Annotated in this window: 28 protein-coding genes, 1 tRNA gene and 1 pseudogene; 17 read left to right on the top strand and 13 right to left on the bottom strand. The window is 42.8% G+C overall.

Annotation, left to right across the window (positions count from 1 at the left end; all coding sequences use genetic code 11):
• Positions 1-284: 284 nt before the first annotated feature.
• On the top strand, positions 285-1,079 hold the full coding sequence (gene trmBL2, locus THEPK_RS01165) for an HTH-type transcriptional regulator TrmBL2 (protein WP_042697267.1): 795 nt from the start codon (positions 285-287) through the stop codon (positions 1,077-1,079).
• Positions 1,080-1,086: 7 nt separating this feature from the next.
• On the opposite strand, the gene THEPK_RS01160 is transcribed toward trmBL2, so the two are convergent.
• Genes THEPK_RS01160 through THEPK_RS01150 form a run of 3 tightly spaced genes read right to left on the bottom strand, consistent with a single transcriptional unit; the run spans position 1,087 to position 2,343 of the window.
• Positions 1,087-1,296 (bottom strand): winged helix-turn-helix transcriptional regulator, encoded by a 210-nt coding sequence (locus THEPK_RS01160; RefSeq protein ID WP_042697265.1) that lies wholly within the window; start codon positions 1,294-1,296, stop codon positions 1,087-1,089.
• On the bottom strand, positions 1,293-1,613 hold the full coding sequence (locus THEPK_RS01155) for an Sjogren's syndrome/scleroderma autoantigen 1 family protein (RefSeq protein ID WP_042697263.1): 321 nt from the start codon (positions 1,611-1,613) through the stop codon (positions 1,293-1,295). Before THEPK_RS01155 ends, THEPK_RS01160 begins: the two co-directional genes overlap by 4 nt.
• Position 1,614: 1 nt before the next feature.
• Positions 1,615-2,343: an arginase family protein gene (locus THEPK_RS01150; RefSeq protein ID WP_042697261.1), complete on the bottom strand. Its 729-nt coding sequence runs from the start codon at positions 2,341-2,343 to the stop codon at positions 1,615-1,617.
• A 114-nt stretch (positions 2,344-2,457) separates the two neighbouring features.
• Here THEPK_RS01150 and hxlAB point away from each other — a divergent pair, with 114 nt between their 5' ends.
• From hxlAB to THEPK_RS01090, 12 genes are all read left to right on the top strand, one after another.
• Positions 2,458-3,678, top strand: coding sequence for a bifunctional 3-hexulose-6-phosphate synthase/6-phospho-3-hexuloisomerase (gene hxlAB / locus THEPK_RS01145; protein ID WP_042697259.1), 1,221 nt, complete (start codon positions 2,458-2,460; stop codon positions 3,676-3,678).
• A gap of 5 nt (positions 3,679-3,683) precedes the next feature.
• On the top strand, positions 3,684-4,439 hold the full coding sequence (locus THEPK_RS01140) for a hypothetical protein (RefSeq protein WP_042697257.1): 756 nt from the start codon (positions 3,684-3,686) through the stop codon (positions 4,437-4,439).
• Between the two features lies 1 nt (position 4,440).
• Positions 4,441-5,085 carry an HAD family hydrolase gene (locus THEPK_RS01135; RefSeq protein ID WP_042697255.1) on the top strand — a complete coding sequence of 215 codons (645 nt, stop codon included), beginning with the start codon at positions 4,441-4,443 and terminating at the stop codon, positions 5,083-5,085.
• Positions 5,082-5,261 (top strand): hypothetical protein, encoded by a 180-nt coding sequence (locus THEPK_RS01130; protein ID WP_042697252.1) that lies wholly within the window; start codon positions 5,082-5,084, stop codon positions 5,259-5,261. Before THEPK_RS01135 ends, THEPK_RS01130 begins: the two co-directional genes overlap by 4 nt.
• 3 nt (positions 5,262-5,264) lie before the next feature.
• Positions 5,265-6,080 (top strand): DUF4392 domain-containing protein, encoded by an 816-nt coding sequence (locus tag THEPK_RS01125; protein ID WP_042697249.1) that lies wholly within the window; start codon positions 5,265-5,267, stop codon positions 6,078-6,080.
• Positions 6,081-6,085: 5 nt separating this feature from the next.
• Entirely contained in the window at positions 6,086-6,700 is a 615-nt protein-coding gene (locus THEPK_RS01120) for an HD domain-containing protein (RefSeq protein ID WP_042697246.1), read from the top strand.
• 128 nt (positions 6,701-6,828) lie between these two features.
• Positions 6,829-7,338 (top strand): KH domain-containing protein, encoded by a 510-nt coding sequence (locus THEPK_RS01115; RefSeq protein WP_042697243.1) that lies wholly within the window; start codon positions 6,829-6,831, stop codon positions 7,336-7,338.
• Positions 7,339-7,363: 25 nt separating this feature from the next.
• A complete protein-coding gene (aspS, locus tag THEPK_RS01110) occupies positions 7,364-8,680 on the top strand; it encodes an aspartate--tRNA(Asn) ligase (protein WP_042697241.1) in 1,317 nt (438 codons plus the stop codon).
• Between the two features lie 61 nt (positions 8,681-8,741).
• The gene (locus THEPK_RS01105; RefSeq protein ID WP_042697337.1) at positions 8,742-10,790 is read left to right on the top strand and encodes a COG1361 family protein; all 2,049 of its coding nucleotides are present in this window, start codon (positions 8,742-8,744) and stop codon (positions 10,788-10,790) included.
• A 60-nt stretch (positions 10,791-10,850) separates the two neighbouring features.
• Positions 10,851-11,207 (top strand): peptidyl-tRNA hydrolase Pth2, encoded by a 357-nt coding sequence (gene pth2 / locus THEPK_RS01100; protein WP_042697238.1) that lies wholly within the window; start codon positions 10,851-10,853, stop codon positions 11,205-11,207.
• Positions 11,208-11,216: 9 nt separating this feature from the next.
• Positions 11,217-12,485, top strand: a complete 1,269-nt coding sequence (gene truD, locus THEPK_RS01095) for a tRNA pseudouridine(13) synthase TruD (RefSeq protein ID WP_042697236.1) — start codon at positions 11,217-11,219, stop codon at positions 12,483-12,485.
• 10 nt (positions 12,486-12,495) lie between these two features.
• Entirely contained in the window at positions 12,496-13,194 is a 699-nt protein-coding gene (locus THEPK_RS01090; protein WP_042697234.1) for a phosphoglycolate phosphatase, read from the top strand.
• Here THEPK_RS01090 and pyrF read toward each other — a convergent pair.
• The 6 genes from pyrF to pyrB are packed head-to-tail and all read right to left on the bottom strand — an operon-like array spanning position 13,191 to position 18,177.
• The gene (gene pyrF, locus THEPK_RS01085; RefSeq protein WP_042697231.1) at positions 13,191-13,940 is read right to left on the bottom strand and encodes an orotidine-5'-phosphate decarboxylase; all 750 of its coding nucleotides are present in this window, start codon (positions 13,938-13,940) and stop codon (positions 13,191-13,193) included. The two genes, THEPK_RS01090 and pyrF, sit on opposite strands and share 4 nt — an antisense overlap.
• Positions 13,940-14,860, bottom strand: coding sequence for a dihydroorotate dehydrogenase (locus tag THEPK_RS01080; protein WP_042697228.1), 921 nt, complete (start codon positions 14,858-14,860; stop codon positions 13,940-13,942). The genes pyrF and THEPK_RS01080 overlap by 1 nt, the downstream gene beginning before the upstream one ends.
• Positions 14,845-15,546 (bottom strand): iron-sulfur cluster-binding protein, encoded by a 702-nt coding sequence (locus THEPK_RS01075; protein WP_042697225.1) that lies wholly within the window; start codon positions 15,544-15,546, stop codon positions 14,845-14,847. The genes THEPK_RS01080 and THEPK_RS01075 overlap by 16 nt, the downstream gene beginning before the upstream one ends.
• Positions 15,543-16,799, bottom strand: a complete 1,257-nt coding sequence (locus THEPK_RS01070) for a dihydroorotase (RefSeq protein ID WP_052315864.1) — start codon at positions 16,797-16,799, stop codon at positions 15,543-15,545. Before THEPK_RS01070 ends, THEPK_RS01075 begins: the two co-directional genes overlap by 4 nt.
• 8 nt (positions 16,800-16,807) lie before the next feature.
• Positions 16,808-17,260, bottom strand: coding sequence for an aspartate carbamoyltransferase regulatory subunit (pyrI, locus tag THEPK_RS01065; RefSeq protein WP_042697220.1), 453 nt, complete (start codon positions 17,258-17,260; stop codon positions 16,808-16,810).
• Entirely contained in the window at positions 17,257-18,177 is a 921-nt protein-coding gene (gene pyrB, locus THEPK_RS01060; RefSeq protein ID WP_042697218.1) for an aspartate carbamoyltransferase, read from the bottom strand. The genes pyrI and pyrB overlap by 4 nt, the downstream gene beginning before the upstream one ends.
• 78 nt (positions 18,178-18,255) lie before the next feature.
• Between pyrB and pyrE the strand changes: the two genes are divergently transcribed.
• Positions 18,256-18,822: an orotate phosphoribosyltransferase gene (pyrE, locus tag THEPK_RS01055; protein WP_052315863.1), complete on the top strand. Its 567-nt coding sequence runs from the start codon at positions 18,256-18,258 to the stop codon at positions 18,820-18,822.
• On the opposite strand, the gene THEPK_RS01050 is transcribed toward pyrE, so the two are convergent.
• A complete protein-coding gene (locus tag THEPK_RS01050; RefSeq protein WP_042697217.1) occupies positions 18,819-19,031 on the bottom strand; it encodes an Rrf2 family transcriptional regulator in 213 nt (70 codons plus the stop codon). The two genes, pyrE and THEPK_RS01050, sit on opposite strands and share 4 nt — an antisense overlap.
• A gap of 138 nt (positions 19,032-19,169) precedes the next feature.
• Between THEPK_RS01050 and rlmD the strand changes: the two genes are divergently transcribed.
• The 3 genes from rlmD (at position 19,170) to THEPK_RS01035 (ending at position 21,020) form a co-directional block, all read left to right on the top strand.
• Entirely contained in the window at positions 19,170-20,429 is a 1,260-nt protein-coding gene (gene rlmD / locus THEPK_RS01045; RefSeq protein ID WP_042697214.1) for a 23S rRNA (uracil(1939)-C(5))-methyltransferase RlmD, read from the top strand.
• A 53-nt stretch (positions 20,430-20,482) separates the two neighbouring features.
• Positions 20,483-20,908: an HTH-type transcriptional regulator LrpA gene (gene lrpA, locus THEPK_RS01040; RefSeq protein WP_004067285.1), complete on the top strand. Its 426-nt coding sequence runs from the start codon at positions 20,483-20,485 to the stop codon at positions 20,906-20,908.
• A 34-nt stretch (positions 20,909-20,942) separates the two neighbouring features.
• Positions 20,943-21,020: transfer RNA gene (locus THEPK_RS01035), tRNA-Gly, on the top strand.
• 4 nt (positions 21,021-21,024) lie between these two features.
• Here the strand turns inward: THEPK_RS01035 and THEPK_RS01030 are convergent.
• The 3 genes and pseudogenes from THEPK_RS01030 to THEPK_RS01020 form a co-directional block, all read right to left on the bottom strand.
• On the bottom strand, positions 21,025-21,294 hold the full coding sequence (locus THEPK_RS01030; protein WP_042697211.1) for a hypothetical protein: 270 nt from the start codon (positions 21,292-21,294) through the stop codon (positions 21,025-21,027).
• 97 nt (positions 21,295-21,391) lie between these two features.
• Positions 21,392-22,264, bottom strand: a pseudogene (locus tag THEPK_RS01025) (cation:proton antiporter); the annotation flags it as partial.
• A partial coding sequence (locus tag THEPK_RS01020) for an RNA-guided endonuclease InsQ/TnpB family protein (protein ID WP_042697208.1) occupies positions 22,264-22,802 on the bottom strand: 539 nt, incomplete at its 5' end. The gene THEPK_RS01020 and the pseudogene THEPK_RS01025, both read right to left, overlap by 1 nt.

The raw sequence follows: 22,802 nt of genomic DNA, 5'->3' as shown, positions 1-22,802 counted from the left end.
GATGTTATTGAATGGCTTCAGGAGGTGATGCCCCAGTTATCCTGACAATATCGTGAAAATTCAACAAAGTGTTCACGTTGTTTAAATTCACTGCTCTGTAACAGGGTTATGTGTAAATGCATGTTACATGCTTTGTTGTGTATTTTTAACTATTTTAATAGTAACAGAATTGCATATTCATGCAGTCAAAATAAAATTACAATTAGAAAAAGGACAACTAAGCTCGATAAGAAAAAATTTATATAGGTCTTTGGCTATTTTACAAATAGAAGAGGTGATTAAAAATGGTGAAAGAAAGAATGGTAGAGCTTTTACAGGAGCACTTTGAACTGAAGTTGTACGAGGCTAGGGCTTATGTTGCATTGGTCGCCTTTGGGGTTCTCACACCCGCAGAGCTTGTGAGTGTTTCCGAAGTACCAGCTCCAAGAACTTACGATGTCTTAAGAAGTTTAGAAAAGAAAGGATTTGCATTGAGTCAACCAGGAAAAGCCAACAAATACAGGCCAGTGCACCCCAAAAACGTTCTTGAGAAGTTCATTGAGGACTGGCAGGTTAGAGTAAAAGAGGAACTTGAAGCCAAGAAGAAGGCTAAGGAGGAACTCTTAGAACTCATGACTCCGTTAATAGAAACAGAGGTTCCCAAATATGGAGTGGAGAGAGTTTGGGTAGTTAGGGGTATTAGAAACTCAACTCTCAAGACTCAGGAGATGCTTGAAGAGGTTGAAAAGGAAATACTGCTGGCAGATAACGGCTACATCGCGGCGAACCTCGATGAGGAGCTAACAAAAGCCGTTGATAGAGGAGTCAATGTAAAAATAATTGTGCCCAAACAGCTCCTTCCAAGAATCGAGACATCAAAACTAATGGATTATTACAAAGAAGGAAAGCTGGAACTCAAAGTACTTGAGAAAATGGAGCTCCCAATGCTGATATGTGACGAAGAGGTGTTCTTTGCTTTAGAGGACTTGGCAGCGAGATACTTCAACTACGAGACCCAGGTCTGGATAAAGGACTTTAGAGTAGTTGAGCTCTTTAAAGGAAAGTTCAATGAATACTGGGAAAAAGCGGAGAAAGTTTAAAGGAAACTTAAAGGTACTTAAACTCTTCCTCTTCCCTGCTTTTTTCTTTCAATTTCCAAAAGATTTTTCCATCTCTTTCAACGCTCTCAATCTTGCCTTGCTCCAGGAGTCTGAGCAAAAATCTTCTTGTCTCGGCTAAGCTCAAGCCACTTTCTTTTGCAATTTCTTCTGTTGTCATTTCTTTTGTGAGTATATTCAAAATCTTCAGGTGCTTCATTCTACTCCCTCCATTTTCTTATACTTCTCCAGCAGTTCTACTATCATCTTCATAACTTCCAAATATCTTTTTAACTCCTCAATGTCGTCAGGAAGCTGGTTTGCCAATAACCTTAATTTTTCTAGAAGGCTTTCTTCAACACTTTTTAGCTCAACCTTTTCCTCTCTTTTTCTGTGTTCACAAATTGGGCAAAAAACCTTTCCATTTAGTTCAAAAAGTGGGGAGCCGCATTTCGGACAGTGTTTATCGAGCATCTTTGCGCCGGACAGAAGGAGAGGGGTGATTATCTCTCTAATTTCTCTGTCGCTTAGTACCATTTTACTCACCTATAAGTGCCCTGTAAACTTCAATCAAAGCTTTCTTTCCAAGTTTTGATCTTTTTATTTTGTCTGAAATTTCCGCTATATCACATGCTACTATCTTGAAGTTTTTCTTAATTTCGCTTATAAGTTCTAACAGCTCTTCCAAGGTGAGCTCTCCATGCTGAAATCTGGCAATCTTATATTCGGGCTTTAGAACGTCCATGTCAACTGTCAGGTAGACTTCTTTTCCAAGGTATCTTCGCATTTCTGCAATTATTTCGTCTATTGGGGAAGTTTTTAGGCTTTTGTATGCTTTCCATTTTCCTCTTACTTTTCTGGTTCTTGGGAGTGCAGGGAAGATTTTAACTCTTCTTACCCATAAACTTGTACCTTCGGTGGTGGGTACCATCAATACTGGTCCAACTACCGCAGCTCTGTTCACTGCTTTCTCCTCCAGAGCATAGGCGAGCCATGAACCGTGATCAAGGTAATCGTGCATGAGGTCAGTATGAGCATCGATACTTATTATAGACTGTGGTTTTACCCTTTTGATTATTCCATACGTTGCTAAATGCTCTCCAATGATATAGCACTTATCTAAAGGTACTCTGTCTGCAAGGAGTTCTACATTATTCGATTCGACAATCATAAAATCCTCGATTAGTTTGTTCTTTTTTAACAATTCTATGGTGTACATAACTCCTTCTTTATTGGGCTTCTCCCCGAAAGGGATAAATGTAACCATTTTACCTCCCCAAAGCTATTTCGAGCTATCCCTTTTAAATTTATATGTGGAAGAGTTAAAGTTAAAAGCGCCAGTTTTGATGTTAACTTGAGGATTATTAGGAGGTACGTTAAGATGATCCTGCAGGTAGCGCTTGATCTGACTGATATAGAGCAAGCAATGTCTATAGCAGAGAAAGCCGCTCGCGGTGGAGCCCATTGGCTTGAAGTGGGGACTCCCCTAATAAAAAAGGAAGGCATGAGAGCTGTAGAACTAATGAAAAGAAGATTCCCCGATAGAAAAATTGTAGCAGATTTAAAAACAATGGATACTGGGGCCCTTGAAGTTGAGATGGCAGCGAGACACGGTGCTGATGTTGTCTCAATACTTGGAGTTGCAGATGACAAGACGATAAAAGACGCTGTGGCAGTTGCAAGAAGGTATGGAATAAAGGTAATGGTTGATCTAATAGGAGTTAAGGATAAGGTAAAAAGGGCTAAAGAACTTGAGCAAATGGGTGTTCATTACATTTTAGTTCACACGGGAATAGACGAGCAGGCCCAAGGAAAGAACCCATTAGAAGATTTAGAGAAAGTTGTAAAAGCAGTAAAAGTCCCAGTCGCTGTTGCAGGTGGCTTAAACTTAGAAACGATTCCCAAAGTTATTGAAGCAGGGGCAACTATTATCATTGTTGGAGGCGCAATAACAAAGGCGAAAGATCCCGAAGAAGTCACAAGAAAAATAATTGACCTATTCTGGGGTGAATACATGGCTACCATAAGAAAAGCGATCAAAGATATAACCGAACATATAAACATGGTTGCGGATTCTCTAAAGCTTGAGCAGGTCAGAGGAATGGTAGATGCCATGATAGGGGCAAATAAAATCTTCATTTACGGTGCCGGAAGAAGCGGCCTTGTTGGCAAGGCTTTCGCAATGCGCTTGATGCACCTTGACTTTAACGTCTATGTTGTTGGTGAAACGATTACCCCAGCCTTTGAAGAAGGAGACCTCTTAATTGCAATCAGTGGTAGTGGTGAAACAAGAACGATAGTAGATGCGGCTGAAATTGCGAAGAAGCAGAGCGGAAAAATTGTTGCGATAACGTCATATAAAGACTCCACTCTTGGAAAGCTTGCCGATGTTGTGGTAGAGATTCCGGGAAGGACAAAATCAGACATTCCAACCGATTATATTGCAAGGCAAATGCTCACCCAATACAAGTGGATTGCTCCAATGGGTACGCTGTTTGAAGACTCAACTATGCTGTTCTTGGACGGTATCATAGCACTTCTAATGGCAACGTTCCAGAAGACCGAACAAGAGATGAAGAAAAAACACGCAACCTTAGAGTGATCCATATGGTTTCTTTTTCCCATATTTTCGTTGGAATTGGGAATAATGGGGGCAAAGTTGTTCAAAATATTGATATAAAAAGAACCCCAAAGATCGTGATAAATCCAACATATTATCTGCTTGGAAGGTCTTCTTTCCGTCAAAACCTTAAGGAGTTGTTCTGGAACATTCCGGATGATGCAATTTTATGGTTTATCCTTGAAAATAAGCCAGTAAATGTTGAAATAATGCAAATTATTCTGGAATATGTGCCGCGAAAGCCCCTTAAACTGGCTTACCTCCTTACCCCCCAAAGGGAGCTTATTAACGAAGAAAAGCCTCAATGGGCGGAGAACTTTGACACCGTATTTTATGACTCCTTGTGGGAATTTCTTGACGAATACACCTCTTCGTCCCTTGAGTCTGCATTCCAAATGGCAGCAAAAAATATTGGCCTGATGTTCACGAGACTCTACTATTACCTAGAAAACCAAATGCTGGTAAATGTTGATTACGCTGACTTCTTTAGCATGGTAAAGGGAAACAACGTGGGCATATTACGTCTTTTAAGGAAGGTTGATTTTGACTGGCACTGGGGAATATGGGACAGGGGCTTGGTGAACATCTTAGTTGGTGAAAAAGTCCCGCTGAATTATGCTCACAAAATACTCAGCATGTTTCAAAGCCTCTTAAAAGAGAAAGACATAATATGGGGGGTAAAGATGGAAGAGGGCTTAAAGGATCAGGTTGAAATCCTCTCCCTTTTGGTTAAGGGGTGGTAGGATGGAAGCGGTGTTCTTTGACATAGATGAGACCCTTTTAAGTGAAAAACCGCTTATAATGCTCTTTCTCCCCCAGGTCTATGATATGCTTTCAAAGAAGTTGGGGATTTCGAGAGGAGATGCCAGATTAAAATTCCTCAGAGAGCTCTCTGAGAAACGGGATACTTACGAATGGCACGACTGGAACTTCTTTTTTGAAATCTTTGGGCTGGACTTTAGATACGAGGAGCTCTTGAGGCAGTATCCTCACAAGATTCACGTTTTCCCTGATGTGAAGCCAACTTTGGAGTGGCTGAGAGAAGAGGGGTATAAGCTCGGCGTGATAACAAGCGGTCCAGAGTACCAGAAGTTAAAGCTAAGAATAACAAAGCTTGATAAGTACTTTGATGTAATCGTGATTAGGGAAGACGTAAAAACCGTAAAACCCGACCCTAAAATATTTTTATATGCCTGCGAAAAATTAAATGTGGAGCCTGAGGAATCCATAATGATTGGGGATAATTTGCACCAAGATGTCTATGGAGCAAAAAACGTTGGAATGCTTGCAGTATGGATTAATAGGGAAGGCGTTGAGGATTACAACTTCGCGGATTTTGAAATCAGAAGCCTCCACCAACTGAGAACAATCTTGGGGGGTCTAAGATGAGGGAGATATTCAATAAGGAAGGGGTCTTTGTAAAATACGAGGAGAAAGTTATAGAGCTTGAGAATGGGGATAAGTTAACCCACAGGAGAGAATCTCCAACAGAACTGTGGTGGCTCCTTAAAGAGGCAATAAAGGGCAAAAAAGTCAAAATTATAGCATATGAAATCGAGGAATGAAAAATGATAGGGCATCTAATAAACACCGACATCTATGGAAGGAACGTCTTAAGGCTTTATATTGAATATCGCAGAGATAACTTTGATTTTTTGAGAGAAGCTACTTCCTTATTTTTAAAAAATCTCGACAGAGTTTTGATTGTTTCATGTTTTCCAATTCCGCCGATGCAGATAGCCGAAACCGATGGTCCACCTGGGGCTTTAGCCATCTACAGAGCTGTTGAAAAGCTGGGAGGAAAAGCCGAGATACTGACGTGCAAAAAGATTCAAGATGCTCTTAAGGAATTTAAAGTAAATTTTGCTCAGAACCCCTCTATTGAGGACTATTCTCTCTTAATAAGTGTTGAAACACCGGGAAGGGCCAAAGATGGGAAGTACTACTCAATGAGCGCTCTGGAAATAGAGGTGCCTCCTTTTGATGAGCTGTTCTTAAAAGCTAGAGAGCTCGGCATTCCCACAATTGGTATCGGGGATGGAGGAAACGAAATAGGGATGGGAAACATAAGGGAGTTAGTCTGCAAGTACATAAAGTTTGGAGAGAAAATAGGGAGTGTCATCGAAGTTGATTCTTTAGTTCTCTCTGCGGTGTCTAACTGGGGGGCTTATGGGTTAATTGCCCAGGCGTCTCTTGAGCTGGGGAAAAACATGCTAGCCGGCTGGGAGAATGAGGAAGAAAAGATTTTGAAGGCTTTGGTATCTTCAGGAGTTATAGATGGGGTTATCAAAAAACCCGAGCTCAGTGTTGATGGTGTACCTATTGAAGTACATAAAAGATTTTTAAGGTTGCTTAGTTCCATTGTTGAGAATAAAATCAGGTGAAGAGAATGAGGGTTGAAGAGTACATAAAAGATAAAAAAAGCATAGAGCTAATCAAAAAGGTCGAAGAATTTGCCAGAGACTTCTTTGAGCGGGAGGGGACTCATGGGTTTTCTCACGTTAAAAGGGTCTTCAATCTATGCTTACATATTGGTAAGGTAGAGGGAGCGGATCTGGAAGTTTTGGCTTTAGCTGCTCTGCTTCATGATATTGCCAGGCCTCTGGAGGATAAAGGACTTGTTGAAGACCACGCTAAGGAAAGCGCAAAGATTGCTCGCAGGTTCCTGACTTCCCTTAACTATCAGAAAGTTGAGGACGTTGTTCACGCAATTGAGGCCCATCGGTTCTCAAGGCCGCCAGAACCTCAAACGCTTGAAGCAAAAATCCTCAGTGATGCTGATAAGCTTGATGCAATAGGGGCTATAGGAGTTGCGAGGGTCTTTATGTATTCAGGGGAACATGGACGGGATATTGAGGCTTCCATAAAGCACTTTGAAGAGAAAATACTAAAGCTTAAGGATTTAATGTACACAAAAACTGCAAAAAGACTAGCAGAGGAAAGGCATAGGTTTGTTGAGGAGTTTATTGAAAGGCTCCTTAAGGAGATTGAAGGAGAACTTTAGATTGTCGGTATTTGCGCTAAATTTTCTCAATATTTCAATATTTTTGAATGGGATAAGGTTTTTAAATAACGTCTGCAAAGGAGTGTTAGCTTATGTTCATTTTTTGCAAATAACTGGGAGGTGAGCTAATGAAAGCGCCAATCTGTGAGGTGTGTCTGAAAACGGAGGACATTTTGTGCCCGGCAGATGAAAAGAAACTTCAAGAGGGATTGATTTCTGAGCTTGATGTCAAGATTTCGAGAATGCTCTACAAACTCTTGGGCGACGCTGACGTTGAGTTTAAAAAAGCCGTTGAGGCTGGGGATTTGGTAGTAATAATGGTTGGAGAAGGGAACGTCCCTCTTGTCATAGGAAAAGGTGGTAAAAACATCAAGCTTCTCATGAGAGAACTTGGAAAGAGAGTTAGAGTTATTGAAGGCAGAGAAATCAAAGACACCGATGACCTCAAGAAACTTGCAACCGACCTTCTATACCCTGCGGGAGTCTTTGGCGTTAACGTTGTCTATGCTCCGCATGGACAGTATTACAAAGTGCTCGTAATAAGAAGAGACAGGCAGAAGCTTCCCGAAAGGCAGGAGATTTTGGAGGACATACTTTCAAAGATAGCCGGGGTTGAGGTTAAGATATCCTTTATCTGATTTCTAATTTTTTGGGGGATTGAATATGTACCGAACTCATTATTCGAGCCAGATAACTGAAGAGTTAAATGGAAAAAAAGTAAAAGTTGCGGGATGGGTTTATGAGGTCAAGGACCTTGGAGGAATAAAGTTTCTCTGGCTGAGGGACAGAGAGGGCATAGTTCAAATTACAGCCCCAAAAAAGAAGGTCAATGAAGAGGTTTTTGCTCTCATTCCAAAGCTCAACAGCGAAGATGTGATTGCAGTTGAAGGCGTGGTTAACTTCACCCCTAAAGCCAAGCTTGGGTTTGAAATAATCCCAGAAAAGATTGAGATCCTTTCAAGAGCAGACTCTCCGCTTCCTTTAGACCCTACGGGCAAGGTTAAGGCCGAGCTTGACACTAGGCTTGACAACAGGTTTATGGATCTAAGAAGGCCCGAAGTTATGGCGATATTCAAAATACGCTCAAGTGTTTTTAAGGCAGTGAGGGACTTCTTCTATCAAGAAGGGTTCATTGAGATTCACACACCGAAAATAATAGCCACTGCCACGGAAGGAGGTACGGAACTCTTTCCCATGAAGTATTTTGAAAGAGATGCGTTTTTGGCTCAATCTCCCCAGCTTTACAAGCAAATCATGATGGCATCTGGACTGGACAGAGTATTTGAGATAGCTCCCATCTTCAGAGCGGAGGAGCACAACACAACAAGGCACTTAAACGAAGCTTGGAGTATTGATGCTGAAATGGCCTTCATAGAGAGCGAAGATGAAGTTATGGGACTCCTTGAGAGGCTTGTTGCACATGCGATTAACTACGTTAGAGAACACAACGAGAAGGAGCTCAAGATTTTAGATCTTGAGCTTGAGGAACCAAAGCTTCCATTCAGGAGGATTACATACACTCAAGCTCTTGAAATACTTAAAGACCTTGGAAAAGAAATTCCCTGGGGAGAGGACATTGACACAGAAGGAGAGAAAATGCTGGGGCAATACATCAAAGAGACCTACGATGAGGATCTCTACTTTATCTATCAGTACCCAAGTGAAGCAAAACCCTTCTACATAATGAGGTACGACGACAAGCCCGAAATATCGAGGGCATTTGACCTTGAGTACAGGGGCGTGGAGATAACTTCCGGAGGTCAGAGAGAACACCGCTATGAAAAATTAAAAGAGCAGATTGCAGAAAAGGGTCTGAAAGTAGAAAGCTTTGAGTTCTACCTTAAGGCATTCCGCTATGGCATGCCACCTCACGGAGGCTTTGGTCTTGGAGCCGAGAGACTGCTCAAGCAGATGCTTAACTTGAACAATATTAGAGAAGTTATACTTTTCCCAAGGGACAGGAAAAGGTTGGAACCATAAGAGATTTATATCATTTCATCTTTTTATGATTTTAGGAGACAATTTGCCGGAGGAGGAAATGATGAGAAAAGTCGCTATACTCATTGTTGGATTATTGATGTTGTCCGTTGTACCCCTTGTAAAATCAGCGGTGCCTTCAACTGCCCAAGTAACCCTAATAGAGCTCGGCCTTGGAGATTCAGTGATTTTCGGCAACTATGAAATCAAGTTTGCAGATGTTAATCCTTCCTGGACTAAGGTGAACATACATATCTACGAAAAAGGCAAAACCACCCCAAGTGCTACTCCAGTGCTTGGGATTGAAGATAGCCATCCATTCCCTGAGAATAGTCCATTGTTCTACGTAAAAATCGCTTGGATAAAATCATATGAAAAAACCATTTACCTCAGAATTGAATCTCCGCTGAAAAAATTGGAAAGCAAGACTATAAATGAAGGAGGGACTTATCAACTGCCTTCTTGGTTGCCAGAGATTAAAATAAAAGTAGTGGAGGCATACGATGATAGTGCAAAGTTTGAGATAATCCTCCCTTATGAGACCATTACCCAGACTATCAGTGAAGGTGGAGGCTACGGTGTTCCTTACAAAATCACCGAGATTTCGGGAAAAACAATATCTTACTATCCCTATGTCTACATATATCTCCAGAGTTCTACAAAGGATGGAGAGGTTAGTTTTGACATATATATCCCAGAATACGAAGCAACTTCCCTTCAGGTAAAGAAAGCACAGGTTAGCCAGGAACCATCGCAACAAACAACTCTTGAACCGACAGAGCTCATCTATAACGATATCCTCTATGTTGGCGAAATATTGGCCTTTAACATCAATCAAACTACCTACAAGTTGAGACTAAATTCTGTTGGATACTACTCAAGCTTCAGTGTCTTTGATAAGGATAACAAACCAATAAAGACGTTTAATGTGAAGGAAGGTTCGGGATATCAATTATCCCAAGTGCCTATCAGAGTAGAAATACCTCCCAACAGTGTGGAGTTAAGCTACAACCGTACAAAAGTCAGGTTGTATGCTCCTCAAGGTTCTGAGGTTCAACCAATAATTAGGGAAGCAAACATAAAAGTTGAACTAAGCGTCAGCACAACCAAGATTCTACTCGACGGAGATGAACTTATAGTATTTGTCAACGTTGAAAATCAAGGGAAAGGCAAGGCGTTTGATGTTAATGTTGTTGCTCCCATACCAGATGGTTTTGAGCTCAGAAGCGGAATTGGAACCTGGAACCTAAAAATGCTAGATGCCTTCACAAAAATGCCGGTTTTAGTTTACACCTTAAAACCCACTCAAGTAGGAAGCTATAAGCTTGATACAGTAAACGTTCAGTATTACAATGAAGCAGGAGAAAAGAAGATCGTAAAATCAAATACTATCAGCCAGATTGTTGTTTATGGCTTACCAGAGCTCTCTTTGAGTGGAGAAGCGTTCAACGGAACATGGAGCACTTATGTCCATACGCAAGAAAAGACTGCCAAGCTTAAGTTTACAGTATCTGCCGAAGGTAACGATGCAGAATACGAATTTATAAAAAACGCTACAATTAAACTGCTCCTTCCAGATAGCATTGACGGTGAAACAGAGCTCTTTGTCGGAGACCTTAAGGCAGGGGAAACCAAAACATTAGAGAGTGAATATGCACTTTTAAGGCCAGACAATGCGATAATAAGTGCAGTGCTGGTTTACCAAGACCCACTCGGCAATTGGCATGAGGAGAACTTTGGAAACCTTGTAGTAGTGAACTCACTTCCACCTGCAATAAAGGAAGTCAAGGTCGATTTATCTCCTGAAGAGCTCCCACAATACGTAAACTCAATGTTAGTAAAATTAGATGACGAGACAAGAGTGCTACTCGCTGAAAAGCTCTATAACATAACAGCCCCTTACATACCGCCAGAAAAGGGTGTCAACTGGTGGTCAATTTTAACAATTCTGTTCGTTATAGTCTCAGCAGTTCTGGCCTACAACTACATCGACCTCAAATCAAAGTACGAGAAAGTACTTAAAGAGCTTGGAAGGAGAAAGAAAAGGCCTGGAGGACTTCCAAAGAAAGAGGAAGCATTGAAATCCGAAGAAAAAGCTGCTGAAGAAGCATAAAGTTTGGTCTTTTCTTAACCTTTATATACCCTTTTTTATTTGTTGTTCTTGGGGTGGGAAATGTTCAAGTATAAACAGGTTATGGTAGTCAGATCGGATTTAAAGCTCAGCAAAGGAAAACTAGCGGTGCAAGTAGCACACGGAGCTGTTACAGCTGCTTTTAAGGCTTACAAAGAAAAACCGGAGTGGTTTAAAGCTTGGTTCAACGAGGGGCAGAAAAAAGTCGTCGTAAAAGTGGAAAGCGAAAAAGAGCTTTTTGAGCTAAAGGCCCAATCAGAGAAGCTTGGTCTTCCGACGGCATTGATAAGGGATGCGGGCTTAACAGAAATTCCCCCGGGAACGATAACGTGCCTGGCAATTGGTCCAGCACCTGAAGAGATGGTTGATAAAGTTACCGGAAACTTAAAACTTATGTGAGTGATGAAAATGGACTATAAGGAATTTTTTGCTCAGTTCAAGTATTTGAGTTCATCTCCCGGGATAGGGGGGAAAATTAAAACTTATCCAGAGGATTTTATAGTGAAAGAAAAAGTCCCAAAGAGCATTTTCAAAGGGAGAGAGTGCTTGATATACCTTCTTAAAAAACGGAACTGGGAAACAATGGCTGCCGTGAAGGAGATAGCAAAGAGGATTGGTATCGACTATAAGCAGATTGGGTTTGCCGGCACTAAGGATAGGCATGCGGTAACTTACCAGTACATCAGCATATGCTCTGACAATCTGGAGGAAGTTAAGGAACGAGCTGAATCCTTAAATATTCAGGACATCTCCCTAAGACTTGTAGGGTATGGAAAGCCCCTGAAGCTTGGCATGCTTGTTGGGAACCACTTTAAAATAACCGTGAGAGATGTTGGAGATCCAGAAAAAGCTTTGGAACGAACGAAGGAAATTTTAGCAGAGCTCAAGTCCAAAGGCGGCTTCCCAAACTACTTTGGATACCAGCGTTTTGGTGAGAGAAGGGTAATAAACCACGAAGTGGGGAAGCTTCTTTTAAAGGGACAGTTTGAAGAGGCAGCGTTTAAGTTTTTAGGGGAGTATACAGGAGATATGATGGGAGATGAAGCTAGGAAGAACTTTTTGGAAAGCGGGGATGTTGAAAAGGCATTAGAAGAGTTTCCCAACTTTTTGAGGTATGAGAGGGCCATGCTCTACAGGTATAAGGAAACAAAAAGCTGGAAAAAAGCCTTTGCAGTTCTTCCAAGGCCAATAGTGAGGATATTTATCCACTCCTACCAGTCCTATCTCTTCAACAAAGTTCTTTCAAGAAGAATCGAGGAAGGATTGCCCCTTAATGAAGCACTTCCCGGTGATATTGTCTGTCAGGTAAAGAGGGGGCTCCCCTTGAGAAGCAAAACGTTCAAAGTTACCGAGAGAACCATTCGCTTTGTAAATGAAAAGATAAAACAAGGAGAAGCAATGGTCACAGGGCCTGTTTTTGGATTTGCCTCAAGGCTTGCCGATGGAGAGATGGGCAGAATCGAACGAGAAGTTCTGGAGGAAGAAGGAATAACCTTAGAAGAGTTCAAGATGAAACACCTTAAGATATTGGCAGAGCCCGGTGGGAGAAGAGAGCTTTTAATAAAACCCAAGATGTTCAGGTACAGAACGTTTGAGGAGGGGCTTATATTCCGATTCTTCCTGCCCAAGGGCGTTTACGCTACGAGCGTGATGAGAGAAATTATGAAGGATCATTGAGGGGATGAAGATGATAAGGGCAATATCGGTGGATATTGATGGGACTATAACTTACCCCGATAGGAGGCTCCACGAGAAGGCATTGGAAGCCATTAGGCTCGCGGAAAGGCTTGGGGTGCCTGTTATGCTTGTTACTGGAAACAGTGCGTGCTTTGCCTACGCGGCAAGCATCTTAATAGGGACAAGCGGTCCGTTTATTGCGGAGGATGGAGGAGTTATTGGGGATAAGCAAAACAACAGGATTTTTCTTGGAGATATGGGAGATTCTATGATTCTCTGGAGCGAGCTCAAAAAACGCTATCCTCAAGCGGAGATGAGCGATACAATGAGATTTGGTGAAAGAAGGGCAGGACTTGTTATAAAAAGAACGGTTCCAGTTGAGGCGGTTAGGGAGATTATAAAGGAACTCGGCTTGAACCTTGTAGCGGTGGACAGTGGATATGCCATACACATAAAGCAGCCTCACGTAAACAAAGGCGAAGGGATAAAAAAAGCCTGTGAGCTTTTAGGCATAAGTCCGAAAGAAGTGGCCCACATTGGAGACGGTGAAAACGATCTCGATGCCTTTAGGGTAGTGGGTTACAGAATTGCCGTGGCTCAAGCTCCAGAGAGTGTTAAAAAAGAAGCGGATTATGTAACAAGCAAGCCATATGGGGAAGGTGCTGCTGAGGGAATTTTGCATATTTTGGGGAAATTGGGGTATCTCTAATCGAAATACTGCCTTGCCAGCAGCTCTCTGAACTCCGCTGCTTTCTTTCTCACGTTCTCTGCAAATATGATGGCTCTTGAAACGTTAACCACGACATCTCTTCTCTTCAGTTCTTTGAGAACTTCTGGATCTCCTCCCTGTGCTCCAATACCGGGAATCAGCCATGAAAGATCTCCACTCGCATTAGAAATTTTGCTTATATGGTCTTTTCTTGTTGCACCCACCACTATGCCAACCCTTTCTGGATAGCTTTTTTCAAGCTCTTTTGCAAGTTCGAGAACTCTTGGATAGACGTGGAGCTCTACATCCCCTATCGATTCGTTGCTAGTCAAGAGCAGAATAAAAGCATGTCCCTTCTCCAAAAACGGTATTATGGCGTCTCTCCCCATGTATGGATTGACGGTTACTGAATCAACACCCAGTCTATCGAAATAGGCTTTAGCATAAGCCCTTGCAGTGTTCCCGATATCGCCTCTTTTGGCGTCCAGTATTACTGGCAGGTTTGTCTCGTTTTTTATGAGCTCTATTGTCTCTTCAAGTGCCATGTATCCCTCCCATCCGAGCTTTTCGTAGAATGCAATGTTTATCTTGTACCCGCATACCAAGTCAGCCGTTTCTTTTATAATGTGTTCGTTGAACTCCACCACACTTTTAGACCCCTTGATTTTTCCGGGGTCGCTGTCAAGACCAACTACCAAAATTGACGAGTTCTTGTCCCTCGCTTTTCTATACTTCTTAATAAACATCAGAATCCACCCCTGTGGGCTATTCCGATGATGTCTTCAAACTTCTCAACTCCTTTTTGCCTCAGAAAGCTTTCAATGCCCTGCAAAATTTCAAGTGGGGCTTGGGGATTTACCATAATGGCCGTCCCTATTCCTACAAGAGATGCGCCGGCCATTGCATATTCCAAAGCGTCCTGCCAGTTCATGACTCCACCGATCCCTATGATCGGAATCTCTAAGGCTTCAGCCACTCTGAAGACTCTCGCAAGAGTAATAGGCTTTATCGAAGGACCGCTTAAGCCACCAGTTTTGAGTTTGAGGACAGGTAGTCCGGTTTCAATGTTTATCCTCATAGCTTCTATGGTGTTCCCGAGGCTCAGAGCATCGGCACCAGCATTTACTGCTTTCTTTGCTACCTTCACTATATCCGTAACGTCGGGGGCTAGCTTGGCTATTATTGGCTTATCCGTCGATTCTCTTACGGCCTTTATCGCTTCCTGAGTAAGTTCCTCATCTTTGGCCCAGATTTTCTTTCCTTCCACGTTGGGGCATGAGAGGTCCAGCTCGATGGCCTTGATATCCTTAATTTTGTCCATTTTCTCTCCCAGGATTTTCCATTCCTCTATGGTGAACCCGGCGATGCTTCCGATTTTTATTGTTCTAATCTCCTTAAGTTTGGGAGCGATGATGTTTACAAACTCCTCGATGCCGGGATTTTGCAGGCCTATGGAATTTATTATCCCGCCGTGGGTATCGACAAGCCTTGGAGGGGCGTTTCCCTCTCTTGGGTTGAGAGTGACAGTCTTCAGTGTTATTGCACCTACTTTCGAGATATCCAAATACTGCTGGAGCTCAAAGCCAAACCCTGCCGGCCCAGAAGCAAGCACAAGTGGATTTTTGAACTTTAACCCTAGTACCTCGACGCTCAAATCCACTCCCATTGTATCTCCTCCTTTCTAAAGAGTGGCCCGTCCTTGCATACCATCTTAATGCCCTCTTTTGTTTTTACGGCGCAGCTTTTGCATGTTCCGATTCCACACCCCATTACGCTCTCAAGGGAGACGTACGAACCGGGCGGGAGGGTCTTCAGCATAGGGATTGGGCCACAGGCCAGGACTCCTAACCCTTCTGAATAAACTTCCCTCAGCACATCAACGACGGTTTTTCCACTTTCTTCTTCTATTACAAGGGATGACTGCTCTTCAAAGAGCTCCCTTATGTATCTTCCCTTGAACCCGTAGAGCTTTTTATAAACGAGCTCTGGATAAAGCTCTGAAAAGAAGTTTAGAGGGGCTACCCCACTTCCGCCCCCAATCAGGATGTACTTTTTGTCTCTATCGATTTTCTTGATGTAAGGTATCCCATAGGGCCCCCTTACGTAAAATACCTCCCCTATGGGGCTGGAGAATACCTTTCCAGTCAGCCGTCCAACGCGCTTTATGAACAGTGTGAGTTTTCTGTTTTTGTAGGAGTATATAGAGAAAGGTTTTGCAAGGATTGGCTCATCGGGGGATTTCAGCATTACAAACTGCCCGGCATCTGGGTCTTTTAGCTTCTCTTTCAGCTTAAACTTAAAGAGCCCATAATCTTTTGCTGTTCTCTTTTCTATAAGCTCAGCTTCAATCAAACGTTATCCCTCCGATAGACGATTTTGCCTTCCTTAATTGTCATCTCAACTACTCCCGGGAGCTTTCTCCTGAGGAATGGAGTATTCTTACCTTTTGAGAACAAGCTTTTTTCTGTGACTCTCCACTCTTTGTCCGGCTCTAGGATAACTAAGTCCGCCATGTAGCCTTCTCTTATATCTCCTTTTAGGGGGATGTTAAAGAGATTTGCAGGGCTGTAGGTGACTTTTTCCAGAAGGATCTCAAAGCTTATTTCATGTTTTTCTGCTATCAGCAACAAAGACGAGAGCAGGGTCTCAATGCCGCTTATTCCGAAGGGAGCTTTTTCAATGTCCACGCTCTTTTCTTCAGGAGAATAAGGAGCGTGATCGGTGACTATTATATCGATTGTACCATCAAGGAGCCCTCTTATAAGTTCTTCCTGATCCTCTTCTCTTGGCAGGGGTGGGTTGACTTTTTTGAACGGGGAGCGGTCTTTCAGGTCTTCGTCCTTAAAAAGGAGATGGTGGTGGGTAACTTCAGCAGTCACTGGAATCCCCTGTCTCTTTCCTTCTCTGACTATCTCTACGGAAGCTTTTGTCGAGAGGTGCTGTATGTGGATATGAGCCCCTGTGTACCTCGCTACCTCTACATCTCTCGCAACGGCGATTGATTCTGCTATGTCAGGAATCCCGCTTATGCTGTAAAGCCTTGAAAATTTCCCCTCTCTCATGCTGCCTCCTGAGAGCTCTGTTATCTCCGCGTGGTCTAAAATTGGCCGGTTTACTTTTTTTGCACGTTTTGCAGCGTTCAAGAATACCTTAAAGCTTTGAGGTGTTGTCCCATCGTCGCTAAAGCCCACAACATGTTCGGCAAGTTTCTCAAAGTCCGTGAGCTCTCTTCCATTTCTGCCTTTTGTGATTGCCCCTACGGGAAGTGTATCAATGAGTCCTATTTTCTTCGCCTTTTCTTTTACGTATTCTATTACTTCAACACTGTCCATGGAAGGATTTGTGTTTGGCATGAGGGCAACAGTAGTAACACCTCCGTGAACTGCCGCTCTTGACCCGCTCTCTATTGTTTCTCTGTGCCCATATCCCGGCTCTCGAAAATGTGCGTGCATGTCTATTAGTCCGGGGATAATAAGTTTGTCTTCTGCATCGATGTCTACCTCTCCCGGTTTCTCCCGCTGAACGCTTCTGATTAGCCCGTCCTTGACTACTATGTAGCCTTTTCCCTTGAAGCTCTTTGAGAGTATTTCTCCTTTGATAATCATTTTGACCATCACAGCAGATTTTTAAGCACAGTGTCCTCTTCCATTGTCCTCTCACAGTAGTAGCATTTCAGCTTGAGCGGCCTCTTTGAGATTACTTTGAACTTTGGCTTTACCTCTTCGTAGTGTGTTATGCAGTTGGGGTTTGCACAGTTGATTATTCCAACTATCTCATCCGGCACTTCAACATTTCTCTTCTCTACGACTTCCCAGTTATCTATTATGTTCACGGTGGCACTCGGGGCTATGAGGGCTATTTTGTTGACCTCTTCCTCGCTCAGTATTTTTCCTTCAACTTTTATGATGTCTTTCTTCCCAAGTTTTTCGCTTCTCACGTTTATTGCTACGAGTATTGTGCTGTCTTCTGGCAAGTTTAGGATTTCAAGAACCTTCAGACCTCTGCCGGCCGGAATATGGTCTATAACGGTCCCTTTGTTGATCGCTGAGACCTTCAGCTCCTTCATTCTACCACCCCCAGGACGATGCCGAGAAGAGCCATTCTCACCGGAACCCCGCTCCATACCTGCCTGAAGTACGCGGAATGCTTTGTGTTGTCCACTTCATAGGATATCTCGTCAACCCTCGGCAATGGGTGCATTACCTTTAGCGTATCTTTGGCCATCTCAAGAACTTTCAAATCTACTCTGTACGAGCCCTTTATTTTGTTGTACTCCTCTGGATCTGGGAACCTCTCTTTCTGAATTCTCGTTGCGTATAGCACATCAACTTCAGGGATTACAGCCCCCAGATCGCTGGTTTCCACTATTTCAACTTTGTTTGATATTTCTTCAACTATGTGCCTTGGCATCTCCAAGCCCTTAGGCGCTACAAAGTAAAGCCTGACGTTGTAGTAGGAGAGAGCTTTTGCCAGGCTATGCACGGTTCTTCCATACTTGAGATCTCCAAGAAGAGCAATGTTGAGCCCGTCTATTTTTCCGAATTCTCTTTTGATTGTGTAGAGGTCAAGCAGGGTTTGCGTGGGGTGCTGATTTGCCCCATCTCCGGCGTTTATCACCGGCACTTCCGCAACCTCAGCGGCCAACCTTGCTGCCCCTTCTCGCGGATGCCTTATGACTATTACGTCTGCATAGTTTTCTACGGTCCTTATTGTGTCAATTAGACTTTCTCCCTTTTTGACGCTTGTGCTTGATGCCTCAGCAAACCCTATAACTGCTCCGCCAAGTCTGTGCATTGCGCTTTCAAAGCTCAGCCTTGTCCTTGTTGACGGCTCAAAGAAAAGAGTTGCCAGAATTTTTCCCTTTGCGTATTTAAGGGTTCCTTCTCTCTTGAGCTCCTCTTCGAGTCTTTCTGCAACCTTCAAAACATAGTCTATGTCTTCTTTTCTAAAATCATCTATGCTAATCACATCTTGAAACCGCATAAAGCCCGACCAAATTAACTCTGCAAAGATTTATAAATTTTTTGTTTAATATGTCTAGGGTAAGAGAAGGTGATTTACATGGAGATGTTAAAGGAAAAAGGCCAACTAATTGAGATGATATTCAAAGAGAAAGCCATAGAGTTCGGCCACTTCATTCTGAGCTCTGGAAAAGAAAGTAACTATTACATAAACATCAAAAAGCTGATAACCAACCCAAAAGCTTTGAAGCTTATTGCTTCCCTTATGAAGTCTAAGGCGGAAGAGCTGGGCATTGAGTATGCCAAAATAGCCGGGCCGGAACTTGGAGCTGTCCCTATAGCCGTTTCGTTGGCATTGGAGACAGAAAAGCCCCTCTTAATAGTGCGTAAAGAGAAAAAAAGCTACGGGACAGGGAGGCAGATTGAGGGGGTAGTGGAATCTGGAGACAGGGTTCTCTTAGTTGAAGACGTTACAACGACGGGAAATAGCGTTTTAAGAGCTGCAAAAGTCTTAGAGAAAGAAGGGGCTGAAGTGATTGCAATTATGGTGGTGGTCGATAGGGAGGAAGGTGCAAAGGAAGCCCTATTAAAAGAAGGTTACCAGCTGATACCTCTTGTGACAGTAGGAGAGCTGCTCAAATATAAAGAAAAGCAGGGAAGGGATTAAAAATAATCTTCGATAGTTTTTGCTTTTACCATTATTGTAGCTTTTTTCTCCCCGAAGGATATTTCAACAAGCCCTTCGGACTCTAGATGTTTTAAGGTGTTCAAAAGGTAAGAAGTGGGGGTTTCGAGCTCTTCGCTCAACTTCTGCAGAGAAATGGCTTTTTTCTTGGTTGCAAGAAGTTTATATACAACATCCTTTCTGACAACCATCACGAAAACACCATTAATATTACTCTCTCATCCTTAATAAGGGTTGTCCCATACCGGTTGGCACGGTGACAAGATATTTTAGAAATTCTTCTAAACTTGAGCGGCATCTTTTTATATACATCCCAAAAACATTGAACCATGAGAGCGAAGATAGAAAGGCTAAGTGAGGAAGGATTTGGGGAAGTAAAGGTCGGGAAAAAGAATATACTTGTCCCATTCACTTCTCCAGGTGATGTTGTTGAAATTAAAGGATGGCACAGGGAGAAGAAAAAGCTCGTTGCCCATGACTACGAGATAGTTGAACTTTCTCCAAATAGGGTAGAGCCGGTTTGCCCACATTTCGGGCAATGCGGGGGTTGTTTGCTCCAACACGTCCCCTATGAGGAACAGATCCAGTTTAAAGAAGAGAAACTTGCCCGTCTTCTCAAGGTTGAGGTTGAAGTGCTTCCCTCTCCAAAAATCTACGGGCATAGAAACAGAATTGACGTTGCAACGACGACGAATGGAATAGGGTTTAGAAGGAGGGGGAGCTGGTGGGATGTTGTTGAAATTGAAGAATGCAAAGTGTTTGGGGGAAAGAGCAGGACTGCCCTGAGTGCTCTGAGGGAGTTTGTGGAGGATTTTGGAATTCAGCTTTGGGATTTGAAAAAGAGTGAGGGATTTTTAAGATATATTGTGCTCAGGGAGGGAAAATTTACAGGAGACCTAATGGTGAACTTGGTAACTTCTTCTGGAGAGTTGCCCGAAGAAATAAGTCAGTATTTTGATTTTGCTGATTCCCTTTACTGGAGTATTAACGATAGTAAGAGTGATGTGTCCTACGGAGAGCCCAAGAAAAATTGGGGAAATGAGTTCATCAGAGAAAAGCTTGACGATGTTGTTTACCTGATTCACCCGAACTCATTTTTCCAGACAAACTCATATCAAGCTGTCAACCTTCTAAAAAATGCAGCTGAATTCGTTGAGGGTGAAAAAGTTCTCGACCTATATTCTGGTGTGGGGACCTTTGGAATATACCTTGCCAAGAGAGGGTTCAAAGTAGAGGGCGTTGAGATAAACCCCTTCGCAGTTGGTATGGCAAAGAAAAATGCTGAAATAAACAATGTTGAGGCTGAATTTAGAGTTGGTGCAGATAAAGATGTTGAAAACCTTGGCATTTACGACACCGTTATAGTAGATCCTCCGAGGGCAGGTTTGCATCCAAAGCTCATAAGAAAGATTTTGAAGGATTCACCAGAGAATCTGGTCTACGTCTCCTGCAACCCAAAAACTTTTGCTGAGAACGTAGAAAAGCTTAAAGAGAGGTATTCTCTGGAGAGCATAATTGGACTCGACATGTTTCCCCATACTCCACATGTTGAGCTCATAGCAAAACTAAGTTTGAAGGGAGAACTTTAGAGTTCAAAAAGTTAATATATATGTTTCGACAAAATAACAATGAGGTGAGATGTATGTTAGACGAAAAAGATAGGGTTATAATTGAGATGCTGACAAAGGATGCGAGGACACCTTTCACGGAAATAGCCAAGGTGTTGGGTATAAGTGAGACAGCTGTAAGAAAGCGGGTTAGGGCTCTTGAAGAGAAGGGTATAATCCAGCAGTATACAATCAAAGTAAACCCCCAAAAGCTTGGATATAATTTGATAAGCCTGACTGGAGTTGACACAAAGCCAGAAAAGCTGTTTGAGGTTGCCAGCAAATTGAAAGAATTCGAGTTTGTTAAGGAGCTTTATCTTTCAAGTGGCGATCACATGATAATGGCGGAAATATGGGCAAAAGACGGGGAGGATCTCGCGGATATAATGTCAAACAAAATCGGAAAAATTGACGGTGTTACAAAGGTTTGTCCTGCTATAATTCTAGAGCGCTTAAAGTAAAGCTTTTAAACCCTTTTCTCATTATTTCTCTTGAGCGGTGGTAGTCTAGCCTGGTCTAGGACACCGGCCTCCCAAGCCGGTGACCCGGGTTCAAATCCCGGCCACCGCACCAATTCTCATTTAATTATACTGATGGAGTCTATGTTTTCGTCCCCGAATACATAAAATCGTAACTCAATGATATCTCCATCCGGTTTTTGGAGCTCCCATACTTCATAGAGCCTATCCTCTGTTTCTTTCCGCTTTAGAAAGCTCCCTCCTTCTTTGTAGAATTTATGAATGTTTTCATAAATGAATTCGTTTATCCTTTCTTTATCTCCTATCAGCACCACCACATCTATCAGCTTCCCGTTTGATATCTCCTCCTTAATGAGTGCATACACCACAAGATTCACCTGGAGGTAGTTATGTCTTTTAAAATATAATAGTTTTTCTTTCAAAAGTTCCAAAGAACTCATCTTTGACTTTCATAAGTTCAATTAGTCAGTGCTTATATGCCAATTTAAGCAAAGGAGGTGTTAACATAGTTGTTACAAATACCATGAAGATTGCTATAGTCAGTGCCTCTGAACCAATAACTCCACTTGAAAGTGCTATGGTTAGCATGGCAAGCTCCACTCCAAGCCTTGGGATCATCCCAATGCCAATTCTCAAAGATGCTTTAAGGTCAAAGCCCGCCAAATATGCCCCCATGCCGCATCCTGCTACTTTGCTTATTATTGCCATAGCAGTATAGAGAATTGCAAAGATGCTTGCGTGAAATACATAGGTCAGTTCGATTCTCATGCCGACCTCAACAAAAAAGATGGGTATGAACAAAGAATAACCCAAAATACTTACATGGTCTTCAACCTGTTTTTTGTAGCTTGTCTGCCCTATAGTGAGACCTACCATATACGCCCCTAAGATGGACGCCAGATTTAGGTGTTCGGCCATATAGGCAAAGAGTATCAAAAACACAATTGCAAATGCAGTCGTTGATTCGGGCAAATCTATACGTGAAATTCTCTTAAAAGCCTTTTCCGCAAATATGGGGCCGAGGTAAAGGAATATCGCCAGAAAACCGCTTACTTCTACAATAATCTCCATAATAGTTCTGTAGTCTATACTGCCTTCACGCAAAAGTGAAATGACCATTGTGAGAATGAGAATCCCAAGGACATCATCAACAACCGCGGCTGCCAGAATAGTTGTGCCTTCTCTTGTTCTGAGCCTTCTAAGTTCCATTAGAACCCTTACGGTTATGCTGACGCTTGTTGGAGTTATCAATGCACCGTAGAGCAAAGCTTCTTGAAATCCAGCAAATGGGTATGCTATTAGGAATCCCAATATAAACGCAAAGAGCACCGTTCTGCCTACCCGTAAAGTGTGTGTAGGGTGTTAATTTCGTAACGGGTAGGCTTCCAGCCTCCCGTCTTCATTGGCTGGCTTTCGGGGGGAACGGAGACTCCCCACATCTTCAGGGCTTTCAAACGAATATTCCACGAGCCAACCACATCCCTATCAGCCTCAAAACCACACTCGCACTTCAAAACCCTGCGCCCATTCGGGACTAGCTTCCCCCCACATATCGGGCACAGGGATGAAGTGCGAGCAGGATCAACAAAAACGACACTCACACCCTTCAACTTGGCTTTATACTCAATAATGGCTTGAAGCCTTCTAAAACTCCACCTGTGCAAGCGACCGTTCATTTCAGCCGAATACCTTATTGTGTTCCTGATTTCCGTTAAGTCCTCCAAGGTAATACCACCGTATTTTTCAGCTAATTCAACGATTTTGTTAGCCAATTTGTGATAAAGGTCATTCAGCCTGTTCCTCTCCCTTCTCCCATACTTTTCCAGAAGCTCTTCCCTTTTCTTTCCAGCCCTAAGCTTCCTCTGAATCTTCCTCC

This window comes from Thermococcus sp. PK, assembly GCF_000430485.1.
GTDB lineage: Archaea > Methanobacteriota_B > Thermococci > Thermococcales > Thermococcaceae > Thermococcus_A > Thermococcus_A bergensis.
The sequence above is the reverse complement of the archived record's forward strand: the minus strand, read 5'-3'. Positions and strand labels throughout refer to the sequence as shown.

Excerpts from the sequence above, each read along its gene's own strand:
- THEPK_RS01070 (WP_052315864.1), bottom strand. The coding sequence starts at position 16,799 with ATGATTATCAAAGGAGAAATACTCTCAAAGAGCTTCAAGGGAAAAGGC.
- THEPK_RS01130 (WP_042697252.1), top strand. The coding sequence starts at position 5,082 with ATGAGGGAGATATTCAATAAGGAAGGGGTCTTTGTAAAATACGAGGAG.
- pyrF (WP_042697231.1), bottom strand. The coding sequence starts at position 13,940 with ATGTTTATTAAGAAGTATAGAAAAGCGAGGGACAAGAACTCGTCAATT.
- THEPK_RS01150 (WP_042697261.1), bottom strand. The coding sequence starts at position 2,343 with ATGGTTACATTTATCCCTTTCGGGGAGAAGCCCAATAAAGAAGGAGTT.
- THEPK_RS01090 (WP_042697234.1), top strand. The coding sequence starts at position 12,496 with ATGATAAGGGCAATATCGGTGGATATTGATGGGACTATAACTTACCCC.
- trmBL2 (WP_042697267.1), top strand. The coding sequence starts at position 285 with ATGGTGAAAGAAAGAATGGTAGAGCTTTTACAGGAGCACTTTGAACTG.
- THEPK_RS01080 (WP_042697228.1), bottom strand. The coding sequence starts at position 14,860 with ATGGGAGTGGATTTGAGCGTCGAGGTACTAGGGTTAAAGTTCAAAAAT.
- THEPK_RS01160 (WP_042697265.1), bottom strand. The coding sequence starts at position 1,296 with ATGAAGCACCTGAAGATTTTGAATATACTCACAAAAGAAATGACAACA.
- truD (WP_042697236.1), top strand. The coding sequence starts at position 11,217 with ATGGACTATAAGGAATTTTTTGCTCAGTTCAAGTATTTGAGTTCATCT.
- aspS (WP_042697241.1), top strand. The coding sequence starts at position 7,364 with ATGTACCGAACTCATTATTCGAGCCAGATAACTGAAGAGTTAAATGGA.
- rlmD (WP_042697214.1), top strand. The coding sequence starts at position 19,170 with ATGAGAGCGAAGATAGAAAGGCTAAGTGAGGAAGGATTTGGGGAAGTA.
- THEPK_RS01135 (WP_042697255.1), top strand. The coding sequence starts at position 4,441 with ATGGAAGCGGTGTTCTTTGACATAGATGAGACCCTTTTAAGTGAAAAA.
- THEPK_RS01140 (WP_042697257.1), top strand. The coding sequence starts at position 3,684 with ATGGTTTCTTTTTCCCATATTTTCGTTGGAATTGGGAATAATGGGGGC.
- pyrI (WP_042697220.1), bottom strand. The coding sequence starts at position 17,260 with ATGAAGGAGCTGAAGGTCTCAGCGATCAACAAAGGGACCGTTATAGAC.
- lrpA (WP_004067285.1), top strand. The coding sequence starts at position 20,483 with ATGTTAGACGAAAAAGATAGGGTTATAATTGAGATGCTGACAAAGGAT.
- THEPK_RS01115 (WP_042697243.1), top strand. The coding sequence starts at position 6,829 with ATGAAAGCGCCAATCTGTGAGGTGTGTCTGAAAACGGAGGACATTTTG.
- pyrE (WP_052315863.1), top strand. The coding sequence starts at position 18,256 with ATGGAGATGTTAAAGGAAAAAGGCCAACTAATTGAGATGATATTCAAA.
- THEPK_RS01105 (WP_042697337.1), top strand. The coding sequence starts at position 8,742 with ATGAGAAAAGTCGCTATACTCATTGTTGGATTATTGATGTTGTCCGTT.
- THEPK_RS01155 (WP_042697263.1), bottom strand. The coding sequence starts at position 1,613 with ATGGTACTAAGCGACAGAGAAATTAGAGAGATAATCACCCCTCTCCTT.
- pyrB (WP_042697218.1), bottom strand. The coding sequence starts at position 18,177 with ATGCGGTTTCAAGATGTGATTAGCATAGATGATTTTAGAAAAGAAGAC.
- THEPK_RS01050 (WP_042697217.1), bottom strand. The coding sequence starts at position 19,031 with ATGGTTGTCAGAAAGGATGTTGTATATAAACTTCTTGCAACCAAGAAA.
- hxlAB (WP_042697259.1), top strand. The coding sequence starts at position 2,458 with ATGATCCTGCAGGTAGCGCTTGATCTGACTGATATAGAGCAAGCAATG.
- THEPK_RS01120 (WP_042697246.1), top strand. The coding sequence starts at position 6,086 with ATGAGGGTTGAAGAGTACATAAAAGATAAAAAAAGCATAGAGCTAATC.
- pth2 (WP_042697238.1), top strand. The coding sequence starts at position 10,851 with ATGTTCAAGTATAAACAGGTTATGGTAGTCAGATCGGATTTAAAGCTC.
- THEPK_RS01125 (WP_042697249.1), top strand. The coding sequence starts at position 5,265 with ATGATAGGGCATCTAATAAACACCGACATCTATGGAAGGAACGTCTTA.